Annotated in this window: 23 protein-coding genes and 1 riboswitch; of the genes, 20 read left to right on the forward strand and 3 right to left on the reverse strand. The window is 52.7% G+C overall.

What is annotated here, in order from left to right; all coding sequences use genetic code 11:
* The first annotated feature begins 32 nt into the window (after positions 1-32).
* From NSU18_RS25505 to NSU18_RS25555, 11 genes are all read left to right on the forward strand, one after another.
* Positions 33-2,147, forward strand: coding sequence for a peptidoglycan D,D-transpeptidase FtsI family protein (locus tag NSU18_RS25505; protein ID WP_341016880.1), 2,115 nt, complete (start codon positions 33-35; stop codon positions 2,145-2,147).
* Between the two features lie 94 nt (positions 2,148-2,241).
* Positions 2,242-3,021 (forward strand): Cof-type HAD-IIB family hydrolase, encoded by a 780-nt coding sequence (locus tag NSU18_RS25510; RefSeq protein ID WP_341016882.1) that lies wholly within the window; start codon positions 2,242-2,244, stop codon positions 3,019-3,021.
* Positions 3,022-3,040: 19 nt separating this feature from the next.
* Positions 3,041-3,526 carry a DUF456 domain-containing protein gene (locus tag NSU18_RS25515; RefSeq protein ID WP_341150362.1) on the forward strand — a complete coding sequence of 162 codons (486 nt, stop codon included), beginning with the start codon at positions 3,041-3,043 and terminating at the stop codon, positions 3,524-3,526.
* A gap of 26 nt (positions 3,527-3,552) precedes the next feature.
* Positions 3,553-5,181 carry a putative polysaccharide biosynthesis protein gene (locus NSU18_RS25520; RefSeq protein WP_341150363.1) on the forward strand — a complete coding sequence of 543 codons (1,629 nt, stop codon included), beginning with the start codon at positions 3,553-3,555 and terminating at the stop codon, positions 5,179-5,181.
* Between the two features lie 114 nt (positions 5,182-5,295).
* On the forward strand, positions 5,296-5,640 hold the full coding sequence (locus tag NSU18_RS25525; RefSeq protein ID WP_036722030.1) for a thioredoxin family protein: 345 nt from the start codon (positions 5,296-5,298) through the stop codon (positions 5,638-5,640).
* Between the two features lie 116 nt (positions 5,641-5,756).
* Positions 5,757-6,692 (forward strand): COX15/CtaA family protein, encoded by a 936-nt coding sequence (locus NSU18_RS25530; protein WP_341016886.1) that lies wholly within the window; start codon positions 5,757-5,759, stop codon positions 6,690-6,692.
* A 61-nt stretch (positions 6,693-6,753) separates the two neighbouring features.
* A complete protein-coding gene (locus NSU18_RS25535) occupies positions 6,754-8,526 on the forward strand; it encodes a UbiD family decarboxylase (protein WP_341150364.1) in 1,773 nt (590 codons plus the stop codon).
* A 26-nt stretch (positions 8,527-8,552) separates the two neighbouring features.
* A complete protein-coding gene (locus NSU18_RS25540; RefSeq protein WP_341150365.1) occupies positions 8,553-9,299 on the forward strand; it encodes a Cthe_2314 family HEPN domain-containing protein in 747 nt (248 codons plus the stop codon).
* A gap of 91 nt (positions 9,300-9,390) precedes the next feature.
* Positions 9,391-9,526: riboswitch (SAM riboswitch) on the forward strand.
* Positions 9,527-9,628: 102 nt separating this feature from the next.
* Positions 9,629-10,645, forward strand: a complete 1,017-nt coding sequence (locus tag NSU18_RS25545; protein WP_341150366.1) for a methionine ABC transporter ATP-binding protein — start codon at positions 9,629-9,631, stop codon at positions 10,643-10,645.
* Positions 10,645-11,304, forward strand: a complete 660-nt coding sequence (locus NSU18_RS25550; protein ID WP_341150367.1) for a methionine ABC transporter permease — start codon at positions 10,645-10,647, stop codon at positions 11,302-11,304. The genes NSU18_RS25545 and NSU18_RS25550 overlap by 1 nt, the downstream gene beginning before the upstream one ends.
* Positions 11,305-11,362: 58 nt before the next feature.
* A complete protein-coding gene (locus tag NSU18_RS25555) occupies positions 11,363-12,238 on the forward strand; it encodes a MetQ/NlpA family ABC transporter substrate-binding protein (RefSeq protein ID WP_341150368.1) in 876 nt (291 codons plus the stop codon).
* Positions 12,239-12,428: 190 nt separating this feature from the next.
* On the opposite strand, the gene NSU18_RS25560 is transcribed toward NSU18_RS25555, so the two are convergent.
* Complete coding sequence (locus NSU18_RS25560) at positions 12,429-12,677, reverse strand: NifU family protein (protein WP_036701687.1); 249 nt, start codon at positions 12,675-12,677, stop codon at positions 12,429-12,431.
* A gap of 82 nt (positions 12,678-12,759) precedes the next feature.
* Here NSU18_RS25560 and NSU18_RS25565 point away from each other — a divergent pair, with 82 nt between their 5' ends.
* On the forward strand, positions 12,760-13,014 hold the full coding sequence (locus NSU18_RS25565) for a YuzB family protein (protein ID WP_341150369.1): 255 nt from the start codon (positions 12,760-12,762) through the stop codon (positions 13,012-13,014).
* A gap of 47 nt (positions 13,015-13,061) precedes the next feature.
* Here NSU18_RS25565 and NSU18_RS25570 read toward each other — a convergent pair whose 3' ends face one another.
* Positions 13,062-14,123 (reverse strand): NAD(P)/FAD-dependent oxidoreductase, encoded by a 1,062-nt coding sequence (locus tag NSU18_RS25570; RefSeq protein WP_341150370.1) that lies wholly within the window; start codon positions 14,121-14,123, stop codon positions 13,062-13,064.
* Positions 14,124-14,202: 79 nt separating this feature from the next.
* Positions 14,203-15,309: an aminofutalosine synthase MqnE gene (gene mqnE / locus NSU18_RS25575; protein ID WP_341016895.1), complete on the reverse strand. Its 1,107-nt coding sequence runs from the start codon at positions 15,307-15,309 to the stop codon at positions 14,203-14,205.
* Between the two features lie 381 nt (positions 15,310-15,690).
* Between mqnE and NSU18_RS25580 the strand changes: the two genes are divergently transcribed.
* From NSU18_RS25580 to NSU18_RS25615, 8 genes are all read left to right on the forward strand, one after another.
* Positions 15,691-16,050, forward strand: a complete 360-nt coding sequence (locus NSU18_RS25580) for a HesB/IscA family protein (protein ID WP_341150371.1) — start codon at positions 15,691-15,693, stop codon at positions 16,048-16,050.
* Between the two features lie 171 nt (positions 16,051-16,221).
* Positions 16,222-16,821: a hypothetical protein gene (locus NSU18_RS25585; protein ID WP_341150372.1), complete on the forward strand. Its 600-nt coding sequence runs from the start codon at positions 16,222-16,224 to the stop codon at positions 16,819-16,821.
* A 280-nt stretch (positions 16,822-17,101) separates the two neighbouring features.
* Complete coding sequence (locus NSU18_RS25590) at positions 17,102-17,764, forward strand: GntR family transcriptional regulator (protein ID WP_341150373.1); 663 nt, start codon at positions 17,102-17,104, stop codon at positions 17,762-17,764.
* Between the two features lie 21 nt (positions 17,765-17,785).
* Positions 17,786-18,958, forward strand: coding sequence for an amidohydrolase (locus NSU18_RS25595; protein ID WP_341150374.1), 1,173 nt, complete (start codon positions 17,786-17,788; stop codon positions 18,956-18,958).
* Between the two features lie 35 nt (positions 18,959-18,993).
* Complete coding sequence (locus tag NSU18_RS25600; protein WP_341016903.1) at positions 18,994-20,037, forward strand: methionine ABC transporter ATP-binding protein; 1,044 nt, start codon at positions 18,994-18,996, stop codon at positions 20,035-20,037.
* Positions 20,012-20,671, forward strand: coding sequence for a methionine ABC transporter permease (locus tag NSU18_RS25605; protein WP_076081622.1), 660 nt, complete (start codon positions 20,012-20,014; stop codon positions 20,669-20,671). Before NSU18_RS25600 ends, NSU18_RS25605 begins: the two co-directional genes overlap by 26 nt.
* A 27-nt stretch (positions 20,672-20,698) precedes the next feature.
* Positions 20,699-21,718, forward strand: a complete 1,020-nt coding sequence (locus NSU18_RS25610) for a uroporphyrinogen decarboxylase family protein (RefSeq protein ID WP_341016904.1) — start codon at positions 20,699-20,701, stop codon at positions 21,716-21,718.
* Between the two features lie 12 nt (positions 21,719-21,730).
* The gene (locus NSU18_RS25615) at positions 21,731-22,564 is read left to right on the forward strand and encodes a MetQ/NlpA family ABC transporter substrate-binding protein (protein WP_341016905.1); all 834 of its coding nucleotides are present in this window, start codon (positions 21,731-21,733) and stop codon (positions 22,562-22,564) included.
* Positions 22,565-22,569 lie beyond the last annotated feature (5 nt).

Here is a 22,569-nt window from a genome sequence, read left to right on the forward strand (position 1 = left end):
CGGTTTATTTTGATGTAGAGGAGTGAAAAACTGTGGGTGTTTTCCGAAAGCAGGCCTCCCCCCCGGAAGAGAAGGACAGCAAGAGCTCGCTTGGCCTGCGGCTTAACGTGTTTTTCTTCAGCACGTTTGTTATTTTTTGTGTAATTATTATTCGTCTCGCAGTTATTCAATTCGTTGAGGGACCCACACTGACCGAGGTGGAGACCAGCCGGGATACCAAAAGTGTCCCCCTCGCCTCCATCCGTGGAGGCATTCGCGCCGCCGCAGGCGAGCAAATCGCCTACTCGACCTCCGTTCAAACGCTGTATGTTACGCTTACAAAGGAATATACAGCTAAAGCGGTAGACAAGGAGACGGGCATCAGCTCGTTGAAGCCGGAGGCCAGAGCCAATGCGTACGCACTTGCGAATAATCTGGTTGCGAAATTTGATGAATATGGCGACCCGAACGGCGAGAAGCTGACTGTTAATGAAGTAATTAATTCACTGGATTTATATTTCAAGAAATATTCGGGCTATATGGCCCGTAAGATCAAGTCCGGTCTGACCACCAAGGAAATCGCTTATTTCATGGAGCACAAAAGCGAATTCCCCGGCCTTGAGATCGTGGAAGAAGGCGTACGTCATTACGACAAGGATACCGTAGCTGTGCAGACGGTCGGATATATCAAGCCCTTCAAATCCTCCAATACGCTCAACATCTACAAGAATATTCAGAGCGCCATGAAGAAGATCGGCGCAGATCCCGGCCTGAATTATAAAGACGATGAATTCGTCGGCTTCGACGGTCTGGAGCTGCAATATCAGCGGGAGCTGCGCGGCAAGAACGGCTATCAGGTCATCTCGGTAAATCCGCAGAACATGGCCGAGAAGGTGGAAGAGGTAGTTCCGCCTGTCAAGGGAAATGATATCTGGATGACGATTGACAAGAATGTTCAGCTTAAGACGGAGCAGGCCATCACCGAACAGATTAATTGGCTGCACCGCAACGCTGTACAAGGCAAGACTCATCCTGACGCCAAGACAGGCTATGCGGTGGCGATGGAGGTCGATACCGGCAATATCGTAGCCATGGCCAGCATGCCGGATTACGATACCAATGTCTGGACAGCGGAGAAGCTGGATTCGGATACCTGGAATAAAATCATGGGTAATTATCAGAACGGGACGATCACTCCATACTCTTCCGGCATGTCCGGTCATGGATTTGGTTCCACGGTACTGCTCGGCTCCACCATTAAGCCGCTGACGGTGCTGATCGGTCTGAATGAAGGATTCTTCAGCACTTCGTATACTTACACTGACAAAGGGATTGCCTATTTCGGCAAGGATGATAAATCCTCCGTCCGCAATGCCTCAGGGCACGTCTATGGGCGGATGAATGCGGCTAAGGCAATTGAGGATTCCTCCAATGTGTTCATGGTGGATATGATCGGCAAGAAGCTTTATGAGCAATATAAAGGCGAGGGAATTGGAGTCTGGGATAAGTATATGAAGGAGTTCGGCCTGGGCGTATCTACGCAGAGCGGTCTCCCTAACGAATACCTGGGACAGATCAACTACACGGATACTAAGGCAGCGGGCAGTGCGCAAGCCGCGCTGGTCTATGCCTCCTTCGGACAGCAGGGCCGTTATACGGTGCTGCAGTTAGCTCAGTATGCTTCTACGCTTGCGAATGAAGGGGTGCGGATCAAGCCGCAGCTTGTCAGCAAGATCACGGATTCATCGGGCAAGGTGGTCAAGAAATTTGAGCGCGAGGTGCTGGATGAAGTGACGACCTTTGACAAGTCCTTTTGGCGAGAAATTAAAAAGGGTATGAACAGTAAGGTCTCGGCATTCGCAGATTTCCCTTATGATTTTGCCCGTAAGACAGGGACCTCACAGCAGCTTGGTAAAGGGCAATTGCGCGATAACGGGGTATTTATTGCCTTCGCCCCGCGTAATAATCCTAAGTTGGCTGTTGCTGTAGTCATCCCCGAAGGCGGATTCGGCTCTAACAGTGCCGCTCCGGTTGCACGTAAAATTTTCGATGCATACGACTGGGAATACGGGCTGGATGGCGTGCCTAAGAAAAGCCTGAAAACAGCGAACCCGAATGACGGCGCTGCTTCCGGTGACCCTTCCGATAATACTCCCGCAACAAACTGATGATATTATAGCCTGGATGGAGATGGATTAGCGAGAACACCAAATATACGGTTGCCTTCACACGAAAGAGCGACCAAGAATGGAGGGGTGGCAAATGACTGCCAAATACCGCCTGCTAGCACTGGATATGGATGGAACCTTACTGAACGACGAACAGAAGATTACCCCGCTTACGGTGGAATGGATCAAAAAAGCGATGGAGGCCGGTGTACATGTCTGCCTGTCTACCGGACGCTCTTCGCGCAGTGCGATGCCTTATGCTGAACAGCTTGGCCTGAACACTCCGATGATTATGGTAAATGGAAGTGAAGTCTGGCGTGCGCCCCATGAGCTGTACCGACGGTCTCTGATGGATGTGGAGCTGGTCAAGGAGATGCACAAAATTGCTGAGGAATTCGATATCTGGTTCTGGGCCTACTCTGTAGATGAGGTGTACAACCGGGATACCTGGGACGGGGAGATTGACAGCAGGGAATGGCTGAAATTCGGCTATTCCACTGAGGATAACGATATCCGCCATAAGCTGCTGATGCGGCTGCAGGAGCTGGGCGGGCTGGAGATCACCAACTCCTCGCCGTTCAACCTGGAGATTAATCCGCTGGGCGTCAACAAGGCTTCTGGCATCCTTGAGGTCTGTAAGCTGCTGGGGATTAACATGTCCCAGGTTGTTGCCGTAGGTGACAGCCTTAACGACCTGGCAGCTATCCAGCAGTCCGGCTTCGGAGTGGCTATGGGCAATGCTCAGGAAGCTGTTAAGCAGGAAGCGGATGCAGTAGTAGCTACGAACAACGAAGACGGAATCGCGGAAGTGATTCAGAAGTACATCCTGACAGAGGCCGGAACCCCGGCCGGTAGAGTGTCGAAACGAGCTTAAACTTAAGGAGTTGAGGGAATTGACAATTCTGGGCTGGATTCTGATCATTGCTTTGTTCGCAATCGGGATGGCGGGGGCGGTATATCCGATCCTGCCGGGGGCGCTTGCGATTTACCTGGCTTTCTTTGTATATGGCTGGTTCTTTTCCTTCGGCTCCTTCGGTCCCTGGTTCTGGATTGCCCAGACGCTGATCGTTGTGGTGCTGTTCATTGCCGACTATGTGGTCGGGGCCTGGGGCGTCAAGAAGTTCGGCGGCTCCCGCGCCTCCGTGATCGGCAGCACCATCGGTCTGATTATCGGCCCGTTTCTGATTCCGGCGTTCGGCCTGCTGATTGGCCCGTTCCTGGGTGCTTTCATCGGCGAGCTGATTGCCGGCGAGAAGGCCGGTAAAGCGGTGAAGGTCAGCTTCGGCGCTCTGCTCGGGCTGTTCAGCAGCACAGTCGTCAAGATTATTCTGCAGATTGTGATGATCGTCCTCTTCTTTATCTGGATCGGACGTTACTAAATTTATTGTGAAGAAGGCGAAACAGCTTGTCCACCAAGAAGGAATCTTTTGTTAAAGGCACGCTTATTCTGGCGGCGGCCGCACTGGTGGCCCGTGTTCTCGGGCTTGCCCAGCGGGTGCCGCTGGAGCATTTATTCAATGAAGTCGGTAACGCTGCGTTTACACAAGCCAACAACGTATATCTGCTGCTGCTGCCGCTGGCGACAGCCGGAATACCCAGTACGCTTAGTAAAATGGTGTCCGAGCGCTATGCGCTGAACCGCCCGCAGGAAGCACAGCAGGTGTACCGGGCGGCGCTGATTTTTGCGGCTGTGGTTGGTGTGCTTATGAGTGTGGCGCTCTACATAGCTGCTCCTTATTACGCGGAATCCAGCAAGGTTCCCGAGAGTACGCTGGCCATCCGGGCGATTGCCCCGGCGCTGCTGCTGTTCCCCGCAATCGCGATGATGCGCGGGTATTTCCAGGGCCGCAACAATATGATGGCCGGTGGCATCTCACAGATTGTCGAGCAGATTGCACGGGTATCCACGGCCATTCTGCTTGCTTTCATCCTGCTGCGCCAGGGCTACAGCAATACCTGGATGGCGGCAGGCGCATCCTTCGGCAGTGTGCTCGGCAGTATCGGCGCCTTCGGCGTGATGCTGTATTATGCGATGAAGCTGCGCCGCAGCGAGGAGAAGGTCGCACTTTATGAATCAAACGAGGCCCGTATCCCGCTGCTGAAGATTTATAAGGATATTTTCAAGTTATCCATACCGATTGTCTTATCTTCCGTTACGGTGCCTGTAGTGAACTTCATTGATACTACCTTTATTGTGCCGCTGCTTAGCGGGCAAATCGGCTTGAAGGAAGCGACGTGGACGCTGGGGATTTTCGGCAGCCGGGCACAGAGTGTGGCCGGGATTCCTCCGGTATTGTCGATCGCCCTAAGTGCATCGCTGATTCCGATTATCTCTGCCGCCTTCGCCCGCAAAGATGAACAGCACTTGCAGCGTCAGGTCACACTCGCCATGCGGGTATCCATTCTGACCGGAACACCGGTTGTTCTCTCGCTGGTCGTGGCGGCGTATTCCGTTAACGGCCTGCTGTTCAAAACACTGGACGGCAGCGGCATTGTGGCGATGCTGACGCTCGGAACTATTTTCCAGATTACGATGATGACCACTAACTCGATCCTGCTCGGAATGGGCAAATCGCGGATATCCATGTATTACGTGCTTGTGGGGATCCTCGTGAAGTTCGGCTCCAATTTCCTGTTCAGCCAGTGGTTTGGCATTTATGGCATTATTGGTTCCACGGCGCTATGCTTCATAGTGATTACAATGCTTAACCTGCGGATGCTCAAAAAAATCGTCCCCTTCTCTATTCTTGGCAAACGCTGGGGAGGCTTCTCCATTGCAGTTCTGGCCTCCGCAGGAATTGGCTATGGCTTGAATGAAGCAGGGCTACTTCTGACTGAGCTGATGCCAGCCCGTCTGGCCTTCCTGATTACCTGTCTGGTGGTGGGAGCGGCAGTTGTGGTTGTGTATCTCGTTCTCCTGATCATTCTGGGCGTCCTCAGCAGCCAGGAGATTGCCGGTTATCCCCGTCCGCTGCGCAAGGTGCTGGGTCCTTTGATGAGATTGCAGCCGGCCCGTGTACGTTCCGGTGAATAATGATATGACTATTGTCTTGATTTGTCATTATTGTTTGACTTATTCCGTACATTTTGATTCACTTAAAGAGCAAGCTTCGTGTGGAACTCTCTGATAGAAGGGAATGGTCAATTGATGGACAAAATCAGCTCCCCTGCCCAGTTCCAGGTGGCAATTCAGTCTCCGCGCCTGACGGTGGCAGTCTTCAAGGCAGATTGGTGTGTGGATTGCAAATTCATTGATCCGTTCATGCCGGATGTGGAACAGAAATATGCAGAGCGCCTTACCCTGGTCGAAGTGGATGTCGATGCTGTAGGAGATGTCAGCCAGGAACAGAATATACTGGGCATTCCAAGCTTTGTCGCGTACACCGATGGCCGGGAATTGGTCCGGTTCGTGAACAAGCTCCGCAAGTCCCGGGAGGAAATCGAGAAGTTTCTGGATACGGCGCTGGACGTTTATCTCAGCATTCACAAGTAATTACGCAGCACCGCTTTCGCCCTATTTTGAGCAGAAGCGGTGCTTTTTCTAATAATATAAATAATATAGAATTTATACTGCTTCATACTCATTCCTATACAATACGGGTGATACTATTGACGACACTTCAATTAAAATGGCTCAGCTATCTGACCTGTCTCATTATGTTCATGGCGTTGTTCGGCGGGGTTGTGGTGACGAAGACCGGCTCGGGGCTGGAATGCGGGAATGAGTGGCCGCTGTGCCACGGGAAGCTGATCCCGGCCTATACCATCGGCTCTCTGATTGAATATACCCACCGCTTGTTCAGCGGCCTGGCAGGCCTGTTATCACTGGCTTCCATGGTTGCCTTCTGGCGTTATGCCAGGCACCGCAAGGATCTGCTGGCCTACGCTCTGCTAACCCTGATATTCGTCATCGTTCAAGGCGGAATGGGAGCGCTTGCAGTTGTGAAGTCGCAGTCGGCTGCGGTTATGGCCCTGCACATGGGCTTCTCGCTGATTGCCTTCGCCGGTTCGCTGATGCTGGCGCTTGGGACTTGGCGGGCGTTCTCTCCGGGAGCGGAACTCAGCACAGGAAGTCCCAAAGTCCGCCCTGCCTTCCGCAACTTAACCTGGGTTACTGCAGTATATTCATATATCGTTGTCTACATTGGGGCCTACGTAAGCCACACCAGCTCCCAGGGCGGGTGCTCCGGCTGGCCGCTGTGTAACGGACAGTGGATTCCGGAGATGAGCGGCGGAGTAGGGATCGTATTCGTCCACCGGATTGCGGCGGCGATTCTGTTCCTGCTTACGGCTATCCTTGGGCATCTGGCCTTCTGGAAGTATAAGGAGCTGCCGGAGCTGAGGGCTCTGGGAGTAGCGGCAGTCCTGCTATGCCTGATGCAGGTATTCAGCGGAGCGGCTGTGGTATACACACTGAATAATGAAAAATTGTACATATTTGCTGCAATGTCTCATATTGTGCTGATCTCCGGGCTCTTCGGGGTTCTGTGCTATATGAGTGTAAGGGTCTGGCAGTTAAGCGGAGCTGGCAAGGGCAGCAAGTGATAAGGTAACGGCAACGGTGGACGGGATAAGCATAAGGTCCTGTTTGAGGAGGAACGCTATAGTGCGATACAGTAATTTACGACAATGGATCGAGCAGCTCCGCAGGGATAAGGATCTGGCAGTGATAGATACGCCTGTTGATCCTTATCTGGAGCTTGCCGAAATTCACCGCCGGGTGGTCGAGGAGGAAGGCCCGGCTCTGCTGTTCACGAACGTGCAAGGAACACCGTTCCCGGTTGCAACGAATCTGTTCGGCACAGTCCGGCGCGTCAACAAGGCCTTCGGGACCAGACCAGAACAGCTGCTGAAGTCGCTGACAACGGCGATGGAGCAGCTGATTCCGCCTTCAGCCGCCGGCTTATGGCGGGAGAGGACGGTGCTGCTTGAGCTGCTGAGGGCAGGAACCAAGAACGTACCGCAAGGAGAGGCTCCGGTGCTCGGCGTCTGCAGCAGCAGTGATCCGCTGAAGGAGCTGCCCCGGATTACAGCCTGGCCTAAGGATGGCGGGGCATTCCTCACGCTTCCTCTGGTCTATACGGAGAATATCACCAACCCCAAGGATCATAACCTCGGAATGTACCGGATTCAGATGTACGACGACAGCACCACAGGCATCCACTGGCAGATTCACAAGGGTGGCGGCTTCCATCACTCGCAGGCAGAGCATCTCGGCGAGACCCTGCCGGTGTCTGTCTTCATCGGCGGGCCGCCGGCCCTGATTGCTGCGGCAGTGGCTCCGGTCCCGGAACGGATTCCGGAGCTGATGCTGGCGTCGCTGATGCTGGGCGGCAAGCTTCCCATGGTGCAGGACCCCTTGGGCGGGCACCGGATTCCGGCCGAGGCTGAATTCTCCATCCGGGGACGTGTGTCTCCGCTGGAGCGGAGAGCGGAAGGACCGTATGGCAGCCAGTCCGGCTACTATTCCATGCAGCATGATTTCCCAGTCATGCATGTTCAGCGGATGTGGCACCGCAAGGATGCCATCTACCCGGCGACCATCACCGGCAAGCCGCGCCAGGAGGATTATTATCTGAAGGATTATTTGCAGCGGCTGCTCGCTCCGGCCTATCCTCTGCTGATCCCTTCGGTCAAAGCGCTATGGTCCTATTCCGAATCCGGTTCGCATTCATTGACCTCAGCGGTCGTGAGGGAGAGCTATCCGCGTGAGTATATGGTGTCTGCGTTTCGTATCTTAGGGGAAGGCCAGCTCTCCTTAACCAAATTCCTGCTGCTGACTAATGTTCAGGTAGAGCTTGCCGATTTCCCTAAATTGCTGGAAACGGTGCTTGAGCGCTTCAACCCGCACACGGATCTGACGATCTTTGCCAATACCTCCATGGATACGCTGGATTATACCGGACGCAAGCTGAACCATGGCAGTAAGGCGGTGATGGCGGGCATCGGAAGCCCGGTCCGTCAGCTGCCGAGGACCTATACAGAGGGGCTGCTTCCATCAATCACCGCCGCTGTGCCTTATTGCGGAGGATGTTTAGCCGTTTCCGGTGCATCCTATGAAGAGGACCCGGAGCTGCCAGAGCGGCTGGTTACTGCCTTCAAGGAGAGGGAGACCTCCTGGCCTTTGATTGTGCTGGTCGATCAGGCGGAAGAGGCGGTAAGAACACAGACCTCATTCCTGTGGTCTGTATTCACCCGCTTCAATCCGGCGGATGATATTTATTCGGCGGCCGGGGTACGCCGGGGCAGTATCAGCTATACGCTGCCGATCATTATAGATGCCCGGATGAAGCCGGGATACCCGGAGGAGCTGGCTCCAAGCGAGGATATTGCGAAGCGGGTAGCGCGGGGCTGGAACCGTTATTTTCCTCTAGCGTAGAAGTGAACTTTAAGGAGGGTCAAAATATGCTGCGGACATTACTGGGAGAGCCGCCCCGCGTGAACAGCGGTGTGCTGGCTGAAGCTATGGAGTCCATGGCGAAGGCTGCCTCCATGCTGCGCAAGGAGATGGCGGCACATGAAGACCATGACCATGAATACCGCAAGCTGGAAATCTGGACACGGGGCCTGATCTCCTCTTTGGATGAGCTGGAGCAGAGCTGGTTCGCAGCCGCCTTTTTCCGGAAGTCAGTGATTGCCGGTTATATGGATGATATGTCGTCCACCGAGCAGGGGGAGTACGCCAGATATGTGTATTTCTACAAGGATGGCTTCATCCGTGTCTTCTCGCTGCTGGACAAGCTGGGTACGGTGCTCAATAATCTGTACCATCTCAATACAGGCAAGGTGAAGACGCATTTCTCCTATTTCACGGTGCTGAGGCAATTTCAGCTGCTTCACCCGCATCATCCGCTCGCGGACGAACTGGAGCGGATCAGGAATTCCTACCGGGAGCCGGTGGAGAATCTGCGCAAGCGGCGTAATGCCGAGATCCATTACATGAACGCGGAGATGACCGACGACCTCTGGCAGCGTCACCAGGGACTGCATGACAAGATCCGTCTGGAGGATCTGGACAGCCATCTGGAGGATTTGAAGCAGAGTCTGGAGATGGTATGCCAATCCCTGACCGCCGCATACAAGTACGGGAATGAACAATGGCACAAGAAACTAGCGGCCTCAGGCCCGAAATCCGGACATGAACGTACGTAAAAACTTACCTTTGACAAAAAACTCGAAACTGAACTATACTAAGGCATACATTAACTTCTGACAGGATACGGAATATATAACCTCATACTTTATCTTATCGAGAGCGGCGGAGGGATAGGCCCGATGAAGCCCGGCAACCGGTTTGAATACAGCGAAGCGCTGCATCCAAATGTCATGGTGCTAATTCCTACAATGCCGCCGGTTACGGGGTATTTGGCAGATGAGAAGGCATTGTCATTATACACACAGGGCCTCTTGCGATCTGCATGGATCGTAAGGGGTCTTTTTATTGCAATGATGGAAGCTAGAACAGAAGGGGGACGCAGCGGTTGATAGAATTGAAGGATATAACTAAGGTGTATGGCAAAGGCAGTAAGCAGGCAACTGCACTCTCTGCGCTGAGCCTGTCGATTAAGAAGGGTGAAATCTTCGGGGTGATCGGTCACTCCGGGGCCGGCAAAAGCACGCTGATCCGCTGCATTAATCTGCTGGAGCGCCCGACTGCGGGAGAAGTATGGGTGGGCGGTGTGGAGCTGACAGCGCTTAGCCAGGGACAGCTGCAGGAGCAGCGGCGCAAGATCGGGATGATTTTTCAGCATTTCAATTTGCTCTCATCGGCTACAGTCTATGACAATATCGCCTTTCCGCTGCGGCTGATCGGAGCCGGAAGGAACGAGATTGAACGCAAGGTCAAGGATCTGCTCGCGCTGGTCGGACTGGAGGAGCACTGGAATAAGTACCCGGCCCAGCTATCCGGCGGACAGAAGCAGCGTGTCGGGATTGCCCGGGCGCTGGCGAGTGATCCGGAAGTTCTGTTATGCGATGAGGCGACCTCGGCGCTTGATCCGCAGACGACAGACTCCATTCTGCGCCTGCTGATGGACATCAACAGCAAATTCCATCTGACCATCGTGCTGATCACCCATGAGATGCATGTGATTCAGAGCATCTGTGACCGTGTTGCCGTGATCCATGGCGGCGGCATTGTGGAGCAGGGTGAAGTGGCTGAGGTCTTTCTGAAGCCGAAGCATGAGGTCACCAAGGAATTCATCCGCAGTGAGACCCAGTCGGACGGACCGCTCCGGCAAGCGATTGATGCTGTGCAGCCAGGCTTCACGAAGTCTGTCAAAATCACTTTTCTCGGGCAAAAGACTTACGGGTCCACGCTCTCCCAGGTGGTTCAGGGAACCGGGGTCCACTTCGCCATTCTTCATGGCACTATCTCTACGATCAAGGATGTTCCTTACGGGCAGCTGATTGTACGGTTCGAAGGACCTGAGGGTGCGGTTGAAGACACGCTCCGTGAGTTAGTAGCGCAGGGGCTTGATGTGGAGGTGATTTCGTAATGGATTTTAGCACAATCAATTGGGAAGAAATGCTGGAAGCTACGATTGCTACACTCAAAATGATCGCTATTTCAGGAATATTCACAATAATCCTTGGTTTACCGCTCGGAATTGTGTTATATTTATGGGGGAAGTCAAAAAACATTATTATCAGGGTTGTTTACTCGGTATTATCCTTTATTGTGAATATTCTGCGCTCGGTTCCTTTTATCATTCTGATGGTTGCCCTGATTCCGTTAAGTAAGACTATTATGGGAACCTCGATAGGGGTACTTGGAACGATCCCGGCACTGGTGATCGGCGCGGCACCCTTCTTCGCCAGACTGGTGGAGACGGCACTGCGGGAGGTTGACCGGGGAATCATTGAAGCAGCGCAGGGCATGGGAGCGTCCACCGGGCAGATTGTGATGCGCGTGCTGCTGCCGGAGGCCCGTCCGGGTCTGCTGGCCGGAGTAACCATTACTGTAGTGACCCTTGTCTCGTATACTGCGATGTCCGGCATGATCGGGGGCGGCGGTCTGGGTGACCTGGCGATCCGCTACGGATATTACCGTTATGAGAAGGAAGTTATGATCATCTCGGTAGCGCTGATGGTCATTCTGGTGCAGCTGCTGCAAATGGCCGGCGACCGGCTGGTAAGACATTTTACACGGAAATAAGGTACGTCCACATATAGCCTTATTCAATAAACCATATGGATTAGAGGGGGATTTACAGATGAAAAAAGTACTGCTTACATTATTCAGCCTGACCTTGGTATTGGTGCTTGCCGCTTGCGGAAACAACAAGGCGAATAACGCCGCGAATTCTGCTGCAACAACGGCACCTACGGAAGCGGCTGGTGCAGAAGCGACTACAGAGCCTGCTGCAGAACCGGTAACCCTGGTGATTGGTGCCTCTGCTGTACCGCATGCGGAAATCCTCAAAGCGATTGCCCCGCAGCTTGAAGCCCAAGGCATTAAGCTGGATATCAAAGAATTCTCGGATTATATCCTGCCCAATACACAGCTTGCCGAGAAGCAGCTCGATGCGAACTTCTTCCAGCACAAGCCTTACCTGGATGATCAGAACTCGAAGAACGGCACAGATCTCGTAGCTGTAACCGCTGTTCATGTAGAGCCATTTGGCGCTTATTCCAAAAAAATCAAGTCGATCGACGAATTGGCAGAGGGTGCGAAGGTTGCGATTCCGAATGATGCAACGAACGGAGGCCGCGCATTGATTCTGCTGGCGAAGAACGGTCTGATCAAGCTGAAGGATGACACCAACATTGCTTCCACCAAAGCGGATATTACCGAGAACGCCAAGAAGCTGGATATCATTGAGCTGGATGCAGCCATGCTGCCCCGTCAGCTGGATGAGGTAGACCTGGCGCTGATCAACACCAACTTCGCCCTGGATGCCAAGCTGTCTCCAACGAAGGATGCGTTGTTCATCGAAGGCGGAGATTCCCCGTATGCCAACCTGCTGGTAGCCCGTCCTGACAATAAGGATTCGGATGCCATTCAGAAGCTGGCAGCTGCGCTGACTTCCCCGGAAGCGAAGGCATTCATCGAAAAGCAATATGATGGAGCGATTATTCCAGCATTCTAAGCTTAAGCTTAAGCTTAGGCAAGCTGAATAATCCTAATGAGACCAGAAGCAGCCCGGCAGCCAGGAATGGCTGGCGGAGCCGCTTCTGGTTTTTTTTGCGAACCCGGTGGTTGATCCTGCAGACGAAATCCTCTATAATAAAAAAAATCCCGGCCTCTTAGCGGAGGCCGGGATGGTTTATGAAACGGGATTAGAATACCTGAACGACTTCTTCCACGCCTTCTACTTCTTCAATCAGGGCGCGTTCGATCCCGGCTTTCAGCGTGATCGTGGAGCTTGGGCAACTGCCGCATGCACCCATAAGCTTCAGCTTAACGATGCCGTCTTCAACATCAATCAGTTCCACGTCACCGCCATCGCGCTGCAGGAACGGACGAAGTTTATCAAGGACTTCCAGTACTTCATCGTACATGGTTGCGCTTTGTACATTCTCACTCATTTCTCAATCACTCCTTTCGTATGTTTATTATAGTACAAAAAGTTAAAAAATAAAATGGTTAAGGCAGAATAGGGAGATCATCATGCGACCAATTATAGAATTCTGTGCCAGCAACATCGGCCACGGCACTGAACCGCTCAAGCTTAAGCTGGAACAAAACCCTGAATATGATGTAGTGGAGTACGGCTGTCTGAACAACTGCGGAGCGTGTTATCTTCAGCCGTTCGCCATGGTTGACGGGGAGATCATAGAGGCTGATTCCCCCGCTGCTCTGGAAGAGGCTATTGAAGCCGCTATAAGAGAAGCAGAGGCCTGGGACAGCCTGGAGATTGATTAAGCCGGATAGAGGCTAAGACCGAATGCTGCCTGTTATACGGCTAAGCTTCAGCCGAAATGGCGTTTGGACATCCACAGCACGCCGCTCTTCAGCAGGCGCGGAACCCGGCCCATGACGGAGCGGCGGCCCATCAGACCGAAGCCGGCATTTTTGCCGAGTGAACCGAGGGTTCCCTTCAGCTTAATCTTATGCAGCTTCGGGGTTTCTCCCCGCCACAGTGCTTGAATAATCTGGCCAACCTGCTCGCCCTGGGCACCCGCCGCCTGTGCACTGGGTGCGAAGGGCAGGCTGGCACAATCCCCGATCACGTATACCTCCGGGTACTCAGCAATATTGTAATATTCCCCTACAATGATCCTGCCTCCGCGGTCCTTCGGAAGCTCCAACTGCTGCACGACCTTCACCGGCTGAATACCGGCAGTCCATACCGTAACGTCCGCCGGAATAGCCTGGGTGCCATTGAAGATGGCATCCTTTTCAACATGAGAGACCGACACCCGGCCGATCGTCTGCACCTGATGCTCACTGAACCATTCCTCAACATACCTGGATAACTTGGCCGGAAAAGAAGATAAAATACGTTCTCCCCGGTCCATCAGGGAGATGTTCAGATCCGGCCGGCTCTCCCGCAGCTCCGAAGCAATCTCTACGCCGCTCAGCCCCCCGCCGACAATGTTGACGGTTCCATAAGGCTTCACATCATTTAGCCGGCGGTAAGTTTCCCGTGTTCCGGCGAAGCTCTGAATACTGCAGGTGTATTCCTCGGCACCAGGAATGTTATGGTAATTATCCGTACAGCCGAGGGCAATCGCGAGGATATCATAGGCTACCGGCTCCCCGGAGTCGAGCAGGACCAGCCTGCTCTCCAGATCAATGGAGCCCACCTGCCCGTAACGAACGGTCAGGCGGGGGTGTACCGGGAATTGAATCCGCAGATGGTAATCGGTGACGGTGCCTGCGGCCAGTGCATAATATTCGGTCTTGATCCCCTGATAGGGCATCCGGTCCACCAGAATGATCTCCACATCAGAAGGGAGATGATGATCCAGCAGTTGCTGAATGAGGGCAAGACCGCCGTAGCCGCCGCCCAGGACAAGTAAGGTTCTCATGCGAACTGATCTTCCTTTCGGGTACGTAATGGACAAGGCAGTTCTGCGTTCACTGGCTGAGGGAAGCTAGTTCTTTCTCTTATTCGTATACCTTGATCTCGTTATAGAAGGTATCCCGCTCTACCGGAATCCGTCCCGCACCCTTCACGAGCCAGATCAGCTCATCGCGGGTCAGCCCCTCCGGTGTAAGCGCGCCGGCAGCATGGCTGATTCGTTCCTTCAGGATCGTTCCGTGCACATCGGAAGCGCCGAAGTTCAGGGCAACCTGGGTCAACTGGGGTCCGATATTAATGAAGTAAGCCTTGATATGATCGAAATTGTCCAGCATCAGACGGCTGACGGCAATGGTCTTCAGATCCTCATTCGCCGAGTTGCGGCGCATAATGCCCGCATTCTTGTTCTTAGGCTGCATGGACAGCGGAATGAATACCATGAATCCGCCTGTCTCGTCCTGCAGGTCACGAATTTGCAGCATATGGCGGATGCGGTCCTCACGGGATTCAATCGACCCGTACAGCATCGTAGTGTGGGTCTTCATGCCAAGGTGATGGGCGGTGCGGTGCACCTCAAGATATTCCTCGACGTTGGCTTTGTCGACGCGCATTTTTTTGCGGTACTGGTCAGACAGAATCTCTGCTCCTCCTCCGGTAAGAGTCTTCAGTCCGGCGGCGCGCAGCTGCTCCAGCACTTCACGGATACTGAGTCCGCTGATGCGGGTGAAGAAGTCGATCTCTGCCGCTGTATAAGCCTTAAGCGTCACCTCCGGGAAATGCTCGTTCAGAGCCCGTAGCGAATCAACATAGTACTGGAAGGGCACATTATCATTATGCCCGCCTACAATATGGAACTCGCGCACACCGGGATGAATATGCTGCTTCACATACTCCACCATCTCCTGGCCGGAGAGGGTATAAGCCCCTTCTTCACCTTCATCCTTGCGGAAGTTGCAGAAGGCACAGCGGGATTCGCAGACATTGGTGAAATATAGACTCATGTTCTCGATAAAATAGACTTTATTCCCGTTCTTTCGCAGATTGACCTCATTGGCCAGCTGTCCGATCGTTAAGAGATCGTTACTCTCATATAAATAAACGCCATCTTCCAAATTCAATCGTTCTCCGCCGCGAACCTTCTCAATGATGTTCGCCATCCGGGCATCCGTGTGGGGTGTAATAAGGGTAGACATATAAGTTCCTCCTGAAGGTTGGCGAGGCGGTTGCATCGCATAATCGTGTACCTGAGAATATCCGGCAACAGCCGGCATTATAAATAGAGGTTAACTGCAACCCCCGTGACAATTTATCGAAATTTTATCGCTTTTCTCATTATAAACTTCTCTCGTAGGGTGAGCAACCGCCAGAAACTGCAGGTCTTCCGGGACAAACCGCTTAACTGCGCCCCGTTTACGACTTGAGGGCAGAAGAATAGTGGAGTATACTGATTTCAAGAGCCGATGAAAATGATATACATCATACTCATTCTTTTCCCGCGCAAGGCTTTGATTTCATTACACACAGCCAGAAGGCTGCTTGATTCCAATACAGTGAATTCTAAGGAGGTTGTAATTATGATTAGCATAAGTGAGACAGCAGCAGGTCAATTGAAGGCCATGCTGGCAGAGCAGGAAGTGCCGGATATGTTTCTCCGTCTGGGTGTGAACCCCGGAGGCTGCAGCGGATTCTCGTACGCCATGGGCTTCGACGATACCGAGAGCGAACAGGACGTCTACATGGACGTTGCAGGCCTGAAGGTAGTCGTCAGCAAAGACGATATCCGTTATTTGAACGGCCTGGAGATCGACTTCGAGGAATCCGGCATGACCGGCGGCTTCACCATCAACAATCCGAATGCTTCCGCCACGTGTGGCTGCGGCTCATCGTTCCGCACGAAGGAAGAAGCGGGGAATCCGGCGGCGGAGCCTTGCTAAACCTGTAAATGCTGAATGATTGATAAAGTAAGCGTGGATTGCGGATTTCAAAACCTCTTAATTTGTATGGTGCAAACTGTACTTATTAGGAGGTTTTTTATGTTGACTCAAACCATTATATGTTAAAATATGGTGATGAAACATTTAATGGATCTGCGAGGAGGATAAAAAATGATACGAATGCCATTTGTACGCCCAACAGAGCATTATGATGAACGAATTATTGATATGGATAAACAAATTTGCTCTTTGATCAAGAAGAGAAAGGAAGTCTCGGATAATAATCCAGGATTTCCTCCGTTAGAGTATATTTCTAAATGGTCAGAGGAACACGGACTTTATGAAGGATTCTTGATGTCGATATTTGGAAGCCTGATGAATGAAAAAGAATTTAAACCCATGATCGAACCAGCTGGATTCAGACAACATATTGCAATTCTGAAGTCAGTCGTGATAGGTGATCGATTCTATACTCTAACTTCTATGAAACAATACACCAATGCAAGTGTATTAACACTGAATATAGATTGGGACAGTGAGCCGGAGGTTGAATCCAAATCTCATCAGCATAGTCATTACGAACTATATATTAATGACCAATATGACTGCCGAATGATTGGTGGCGGGAGCAGATCTGATCATGCATCTTACAAATACGTGATTTCTCCGCCATTGCCTGATGAGATTTCGGGAATTCAACTTAGGTTCAAAGAATACAGTTTCCCTTTCAAGAAGAGTGAGGCAAGTGATGAGATAGTATTTGAACTTTAGTAAGGTGAATAGCCCTCCACACCTAATAGGTGCTGGAGGGTTTTTTTTGTGAAAATACGACTTTAATTGTCAAATTAGTGTCGGATATTAATTCCCCTATAAAACATACTTGACTAGTGGGGATAATGGGATTATAGTATGAAAAAAAGCTTGATTGCACAGAGAGATTTTCAACGGAAGCTTTCATATTATCTTGGAAGTCTCTCATCTTAAATAATTGTATACAATTATACAGTTAACCGGGCGACCCGCAATTGAATAGCGAGGAGCAATGAAATCTATGGAAATGCGTTCGCGAAGATTGTCGAAGGATAATACCTACTATGCACTTAAGCAAAAAATAATAGATAGCGAGCTGGAACCGGATCAGGCGGTTAACGAGGAGAGCCTGGCGGCACTGCTCGGGGTCAGCCGGACACCGCTACGGGAAGCGATTCAGCGGCTGGAGAACGAGGATTTCCTGGTACGCCAGCCCAACGGCAGGCTGCGGGTAGCCCCTTTAACAATTAAAGAGGTCGAAGAGATCTTCCAGATCCGCAGCATGCTTGAAGGCCATATCGCCAGAAGCGCTGCCAGAAACGCTACCGTCAAGGATATTCAGCGGTTAACGCTGATCCTGGAGAAGCTGAAGCAATCCTTCCAGATGGGGGACCAGCAGGATGTGGTATCCTATGGCTTCGAATTTCATGATTACTTGTGGGAGATCAGCGCGCTGAAGACTTTTGAGAAGGTGTTGAACCAGCTAAGAGACCGTTCCCTCCGGTATTGCCGTTATGTCTCTCTGCACGGAGACTGGAATACGCAAGCGGATGAGGAGCATCTTGTGATTCTGCAGAGGATTGTAGACAGGGATGAAGAGGGAGCTGAGCGGGCGATGCGGGAGCATATCTTAAGCAGCCTTGCGACTGCGCTGGAGCGGATTAGAGGAATTGAGCATACGTAATGAAAGGGGAAGAACAGGCCTATGAGACCACAGCATGAGACGGAAAAAGCACTGGCAGCCCGGTTGACTGAAGTGCGGAGGAACCTGCACCGGGAACCGGAGCTTAGCAATGAAGAGTTCAGAACGACAGAGAAACTGCGCGGGTGGCTGACTGAAGCGGGGATACGGGTGTTAGACCTTCCGCTGAAGACCGGGCTGATCGCCGAGGTGGGACAAGGTGACGGCAGCATCGTAGCGATCCGTTGCGATATCGATGCCCTGCCGATTGAGGAGCAGACAGGGCTGCCTTATGCCTCCACCATTACGGGAAAAATGCACGCTTGCGGCCATGACTTCCACTCTGCGGTGATCCTGGGCGCGGCGCTGCTGCTCAAGAAGCGCGAGCATGAGTTGCCGGGCAAGGTCAGAATCCTGTTCCAGCCCGCAGAAGAGACGGGCCATGGTGCGGAGGACGTACTGGCATCCGGCGGGCTGGACGGGGTCCAGGCGATTTTCGGATTACATAATTCACCGGAGCTGCCGACAGGAGCATTCGGAACAAGAACGGGAGCATTGACGGCAGGGGTAGACCGGTTCGAGATAACGGTAAAAGGCGTAGGCGCTCATGCCGCTTACCCCGAGAACGGGGTAGACACTATCGTCACTGCCGCGCAGATCATTACCATGCTCCAGACCGTTGTCAGCCGTCTGAATAGTACGCAGGAGCCGGTAGTATTGAGTGTGACCCGGATCAACGGCGGCTTCACCTGGAATGTCCTGCCGGAGAAGGTGGAGCTGGAAGGGACAGTGCGCACCTACAATGAAGAGATCCGGCGGAGCATTCCGGAGCAGATGACCCGGATCATTGAAGGCATTGCCGCCGCTGCCGGGGCCGAGGCGAAGCTGCACTGGTATCCCGGCCCGCCGGCAACCGTGAACCACGGGGAATGGGCAGACTTCACCAAAGCAGCCGCAGCCCAGGCAGGCTATGAGGTACATGATATTCCGCCGCAGATGGGCGGCGAGGATTTCGCCTATTATTTGCAGCAGATCCCGGGTGCTTTTGTGAACATTGGTACTGGCCCGAACCATGCGCTGCATCATCCCCGCTTCGATGTCGATGAGGCGGCTATCCTGCCGGCGGCCAAGTATTTCGCTCTGCTGGCAGAAGAGGCGCTTGCGAAGCTGAAGCAGCAGACTTGGATCAAATCCTGAATCCTAAATTTACCAGATGATTGAGGGGAACAAATATGATTGAACTACGGAATGTGTATAAGACGTTCACCCGCAAAGAGGTGAAGATTGAAGCGCTGAAGGGGATTAGCCTGAAGGTTGAAAAGGGCGATATCTTCGGGGTCATCGGCTACAGCGGAGCCGGAAAAAGCACGTTAATCCGCCTGGTCAATTACCTGGAACGGCCGTCTGAGGGCCAGGTGCTGGTAGAGGGGTACGATCTGGGAGCGTACAGCGACAAAGAGCTGCGGGCAGCCAAGAAAAACATTGGCATGATTTTTCAGCATTTTAACCTGCTGGAGTCCAAAAAGGTGTTCGACAATGTGGCCATTCCACTCGTGCTGCTGAAAAAGAGCAAGGCGGAAATCCGCAAGCGGGTGGAGGAGCTGCTCGAATTCGTCGGACTAAGCGACAAGGCTGGAAGCTATCCAAGCGAGCTGTCAGGCGGACAGAAGCAGCGGGTCGGGATTGCCCGGGCGCTTGCCTCGAACCCTTCGATACTGTTGTGCGACGAAGCGACTTCCGCTCTGGACCCGCAGACGACACAGTCCATCCTGCAGCTGCTCAAGCGGATCAACGCGGAATACAACATCACGGTGATGATCATCACGCATGAGATGTCAGTGATTCAGGAGATCTGCAACAAAGTAGCCGTGATGGAAGAGGGACGGATTATCGAGCAGGGCAGCGTGCTGGACGTGTTCGGAGCACCGAAGCATCAGACAACGCAGAATTTCGTCAAGACGGTCATTCAGAACAGCATGACTACAAGCGTCCGCAGAACTCTGAAGACTGAGCAGGGGAGCCGGGTGTACAAGCTGAATTTTGCCGGGGAGAGCGCTTCTGAGCCTGTGCTGTACGAGATTATCCGTACCTACGGGGTCAAGGTCAACATTCTGTTTGCGAATACGACAGAGATTCAAGAGACGACGCTCGGTACTATTATCGTACAGCTGCAGGGTGAACCGGCCCAGATGGAAGCAGCCTTGAATTATATGAAGCAGCATGAGGTCCGCATAGAGGAGGTGAAGTCCTATGTTCTCGACATCGATCACAAGTGAGCAATTCCTGAAGGCGATTATTGAAACGATTCAGATGGTGGGTGTATCGCTGTTCATCGGCTCGCTGCTGGGTATTCCGCTGGGCATCCTGCTTGTTATTACCCGTCCGGGCGGCGTCCTGGAGAGCAAGTGGCTCTATACCTTACTGAATCCGTTAATTAACGTCATCCGTTCGGTTCCGTTTATCATTCTGCTGTTTGCCATTATTCCGCTAACAAGAGCAATTGTTCACACGTCGATTGGGACCAGTGCCGCAATTGTTCCGCTGATTATCTATATCGCCCCCTATATCGCACGGCTGGTCGAGAATTCGCTGCTGGAGGTGAATCCGGGTATTCTCGAAGCTGCGGAAGCGATGGGCGCAACTCCGCTGCAGGTCATCTGGTATTTTCTGCTGCCGGAAGCGGTGGGCTCGTTAATTCTCTCCCTGACCACAGCGACGATCGGGCTGATCGGGGCTACGGCAATGGCCGGGGCAGTAGGCGGCGGAGGGGTCGGCGACTTGGCCATCGTTTACGGTTATCAGCGTTTTGACGAGGTGGTCATGTTCGCGACGGTCATTATTCTGATCATTCTGGTGCAGGGTATTCAGTCCCTGGGCAACACCTTGGCGCGCAAAATTCGCCGTTATTAGAGATTACAAGACAAAGGGGATAGGCAGATGAGTGTATGGAGCAAGCAGGAGCGATTTCAGGCGATCTTATCCGGGGAACTTGCCGACCGGCCGATCATTAGCGGATGGCGACACTTTATTGACAAGGAGCAGAATGCGGAGGACTTGGCGTCGTCTACGATTTCTTTTACGGACAAATATAATTGGGACTGGGTCAAAATCAACCCGAGAGCGACCTACCTCGCTGAAGCCTGGGGGAATCAGTACGACTTCGCGGATTATCAGACCGTGTTTCCGAGACAGCTGACTACGGCGGTTCCGGCAGCCGCGAATCTCTGGGATCTTGAGGTGAAAAAAGCCGTGCAAACCCCTTCCCTGCTGGAGCATCTGGAGGCCGTAAGGAAGATTCGTCAGGGCTTGCCGGATACACCGCTGATTCAGACAGTGTTCTCCCCGCTCACGGTATTGCTGTTCATTGTAGGACGTTCTGCTTATGTTACGGAGACCGTATTCGGGATTCAGCAGCCGGTGACGCTGGAGTCACTCTTCAAGGAACACCGTGCCGCCGCGCATCATGCCCTGCATGCGATTGCCTTAACCTTGGCCGATTATGTGCAGGAGCTCCGGCAGGCGGGATCAGATGGTCTGTTCTATGCGGTGACAGGCACAGCCCACCCTGGACTATTCGATGAAGCGATGTTCGATGAGCTGTCCAGACCCTATGATTCTATCGTGCTGGAGGCGGCGAGCTATGGCAAGAATATTTTACATACCTGCGGTGCTCATGCCCAGCCTGCGAAATTCAATGATTACCGGATCGACGGGATCAGCTGGGATACGGCAGCCGAAGGCAATCCCGGGCTGGACGCCGATCTCAAGGCTACGAAGGTGGGCGGAGTGGATCACGGGCTGTTTGCCGGAAATGATCTGGATCAGATTGAACAGCAGGCGAAGGACGCTTTGTCCAAGATGAAGGGGCAGCCGTTTATTCTGTCGCCCAATTGCGCCATTCCGCTGACGGTTACAGACGAGGCATTAGTGCATTTTAAAAACACAGTATTAGGATAGGGGATGAGAGTGATGAAAAAATTACTGGCAATTCTACTGATTAGTTCGATGGCGGTGCTGGCGGCTTGCGGTAACAATAAGGAAGCGTCAAGCTCTGGGGACAAGAAGGAAATCACAGTCGGATTCGGCGTAGGTACGTATGAGGAGCAGTTCCGGCAATCCATTCTCCCGATCCTGGAAGGAAAAGGGTATACTGTAGATATCAAAACCTTCTCGCAGAATATGCAGGTCAATCCGGCGATGAAGGAAGGCTCGATTGATGCGAGTATCTTCCAGAGTACCGCCTACATGGATGCGATCAATAAGGAAATTGGTGCCGATATGGTGGGGATTGCCTATGTTCCAGGTGCTCCACAGGGGCTGTACTCTGTTAATCACACGACGCTTGATGATGTGAAGGACGGCACAACCGTCGCGATTCCGAACGACCCGGTTAATCAGGAGCGTGCGCTGCGGATTCTGGAGGAGCTGGGTTGGGTCAAGATCAAAGAGGGCGCCGGGGTAGCGGACTTCAATGTGAACAGCGTGGAGCCGGACAAGTTCAAGATTGACCTGAAGGTGCTGGACCCGGCACAGATACTGGTCTCGCTGCAGGATGTTGACTACGGTGTGGTGAACGGGAATTATATCGCGAACGCTCCCGACCGCAAGATTACGGATGCGCTGAAGATTGAGAATACGCCTATGCAGCATAGAATCATTGTATCGGTGAACAAGAAGGACCAGGATACCCAGTGGGCCAAGGATCTAAAGGCTGCCTATGAATCCAAGGAGTTCGAGGAATACATCCTCGGACAAGAGAAATATGCCGGGTTCATTCTGCCGGAAGCTTGGGCTAATAACTAATCTAA

Source organism: Paenibacillus sp. FSL H8-0048 (assembly GCF_038002825.1).
Lineage (GTDB): Bacteria > Bacillota > Bacilli > Paenibacillales > Paenibacillaceae > Paenibacillus_AQ.

What these genes read in the sequence shown, in the direction of transcription:
- NSU18_RS25590 (WP_341150373.1), top strand. Translation starts at nt 17,102, where the DNA reads ATGGAAATGCGTTCGCGAAGATTGTCGAAGGATAATACCTACTATGCA.
- NSU18_RS25585 (WP_341150372.1), top strand. Translation starts at nt 16,222, where the DNA reads ATGATACGAATGCCATTTGTACGCCCAACAGAGCATTATGATGAACGA.
- NSU18_RS25600 (WP_341016903.1), top strand. Translation starts at nt 18,994, where the DNA reads ATGATTGAACTACGGAATGTGTATAAGACGTTCACCCGCAAAGAGGTG.
- NSU18_RS25540 (WP_341150365.1), top strand. Translation starts at nt 8,553, where the DNA reads ATGCTGCGGACATTACTGGGAGAGCCGCCCCGCGTGAACAGCGGTGTG.
- NSU18_RS25605 (WP_076081622.1), top strand. Translation starts at nt 20,012, where the DNA reads ATGTTCTCGACATCGATCACAAGTGAGCAATTCCTGAAGGCGATTATT.
- NSU18_RS25565 (WP_341150369.1), top strand. Translation starts at nt 12,760, where the DNA reads ATGCGACCAATTATAGAATTCTGTGCCAGCAACATCGGCCACGGCACT.
- NSU18_RS25555 (WP_341150368.1), top strand. Translation starts at nt 11,363, where the DNA reads ATGAAAAAAGTACTGCTTACATTATTCAGCCTGACCTTGGTATTGGTG.
- NSU18_RS25595 (WP_341150374.1), top strand. Translation starts at nt 17,786, where the DNA reads ATGAGACCACAGCATGAGACGGAAAAAGCACTGGCAGCCCGGTTGACT.
- NSU18_RS25550 (WP_341150367.1), top strand. Translation starts at nt 10,645, where the DNA reads ATGGATTTTAGCACAATCAATTGGGAAGAAATGCTGGAAGCTACGATT.
- NSU18_RS25560 (WP_036701687.1), bottom strand. Translation starts at nt 12,677, where the DNA reads ATGAGTGAGAATGTACAAAGCGCAACCATGTACGATGAAGTACTGGAA.
- NSU18_RS25525 (WP_036722030.1), top strand. Translation starts at nt 5,296, where the DNA reads ATGGACAAAATCAGCTCCCCTGCCCAGTTCCAGGTGGCAATTCAGTCT.
- NSU18_RS25610 (WP_341016904.1), top strand. Translation starts at nt 20,699, where the DNA reads ATGAGTGTATGGAGCAAGCAGGAGCGATTTCAGGCGATCTTATCCGGG.
- NSU18_RS25580 (WP_341150371.1), top strand. Translation starts at nt 15,691, where the DNA reads ATGATTAGCATAAGTGAGACAGCAGCAGGTCAATTGAAGGCCATGCTG.
- mqnE (WP_341016895.1), bottom strand. Translation starts at nt 15,309, where the DNA reads ATGTCTACCCTTATTACACCCCACACGGATGCCCGGATGGCGAACATC.
- NSU18_RS25615 (WP_341016905.1), top strand. Translation starts at nt 21,731, where the DNA reads ATGAAAAAATTACTGGCAATTCTACTGATTAGTTCGATGGCGGTGCTG.
- NSU18_RS25570 (WP_341150370.1), bottom strand. Translation starts at nt 14,123, where the DNA reads ATGAGAACCTTACTTGTCCTGGGCGGCGGCTACGGCGGTCTTGCCCTC.
- NSU18_RS25510 (WP_341016882.1), top strand. Translation starts at nt 2,242, where the DNA reads ATGACTGCCAAATACCGCCTGCTAGCACTGGATATGGATGGAACCTTA.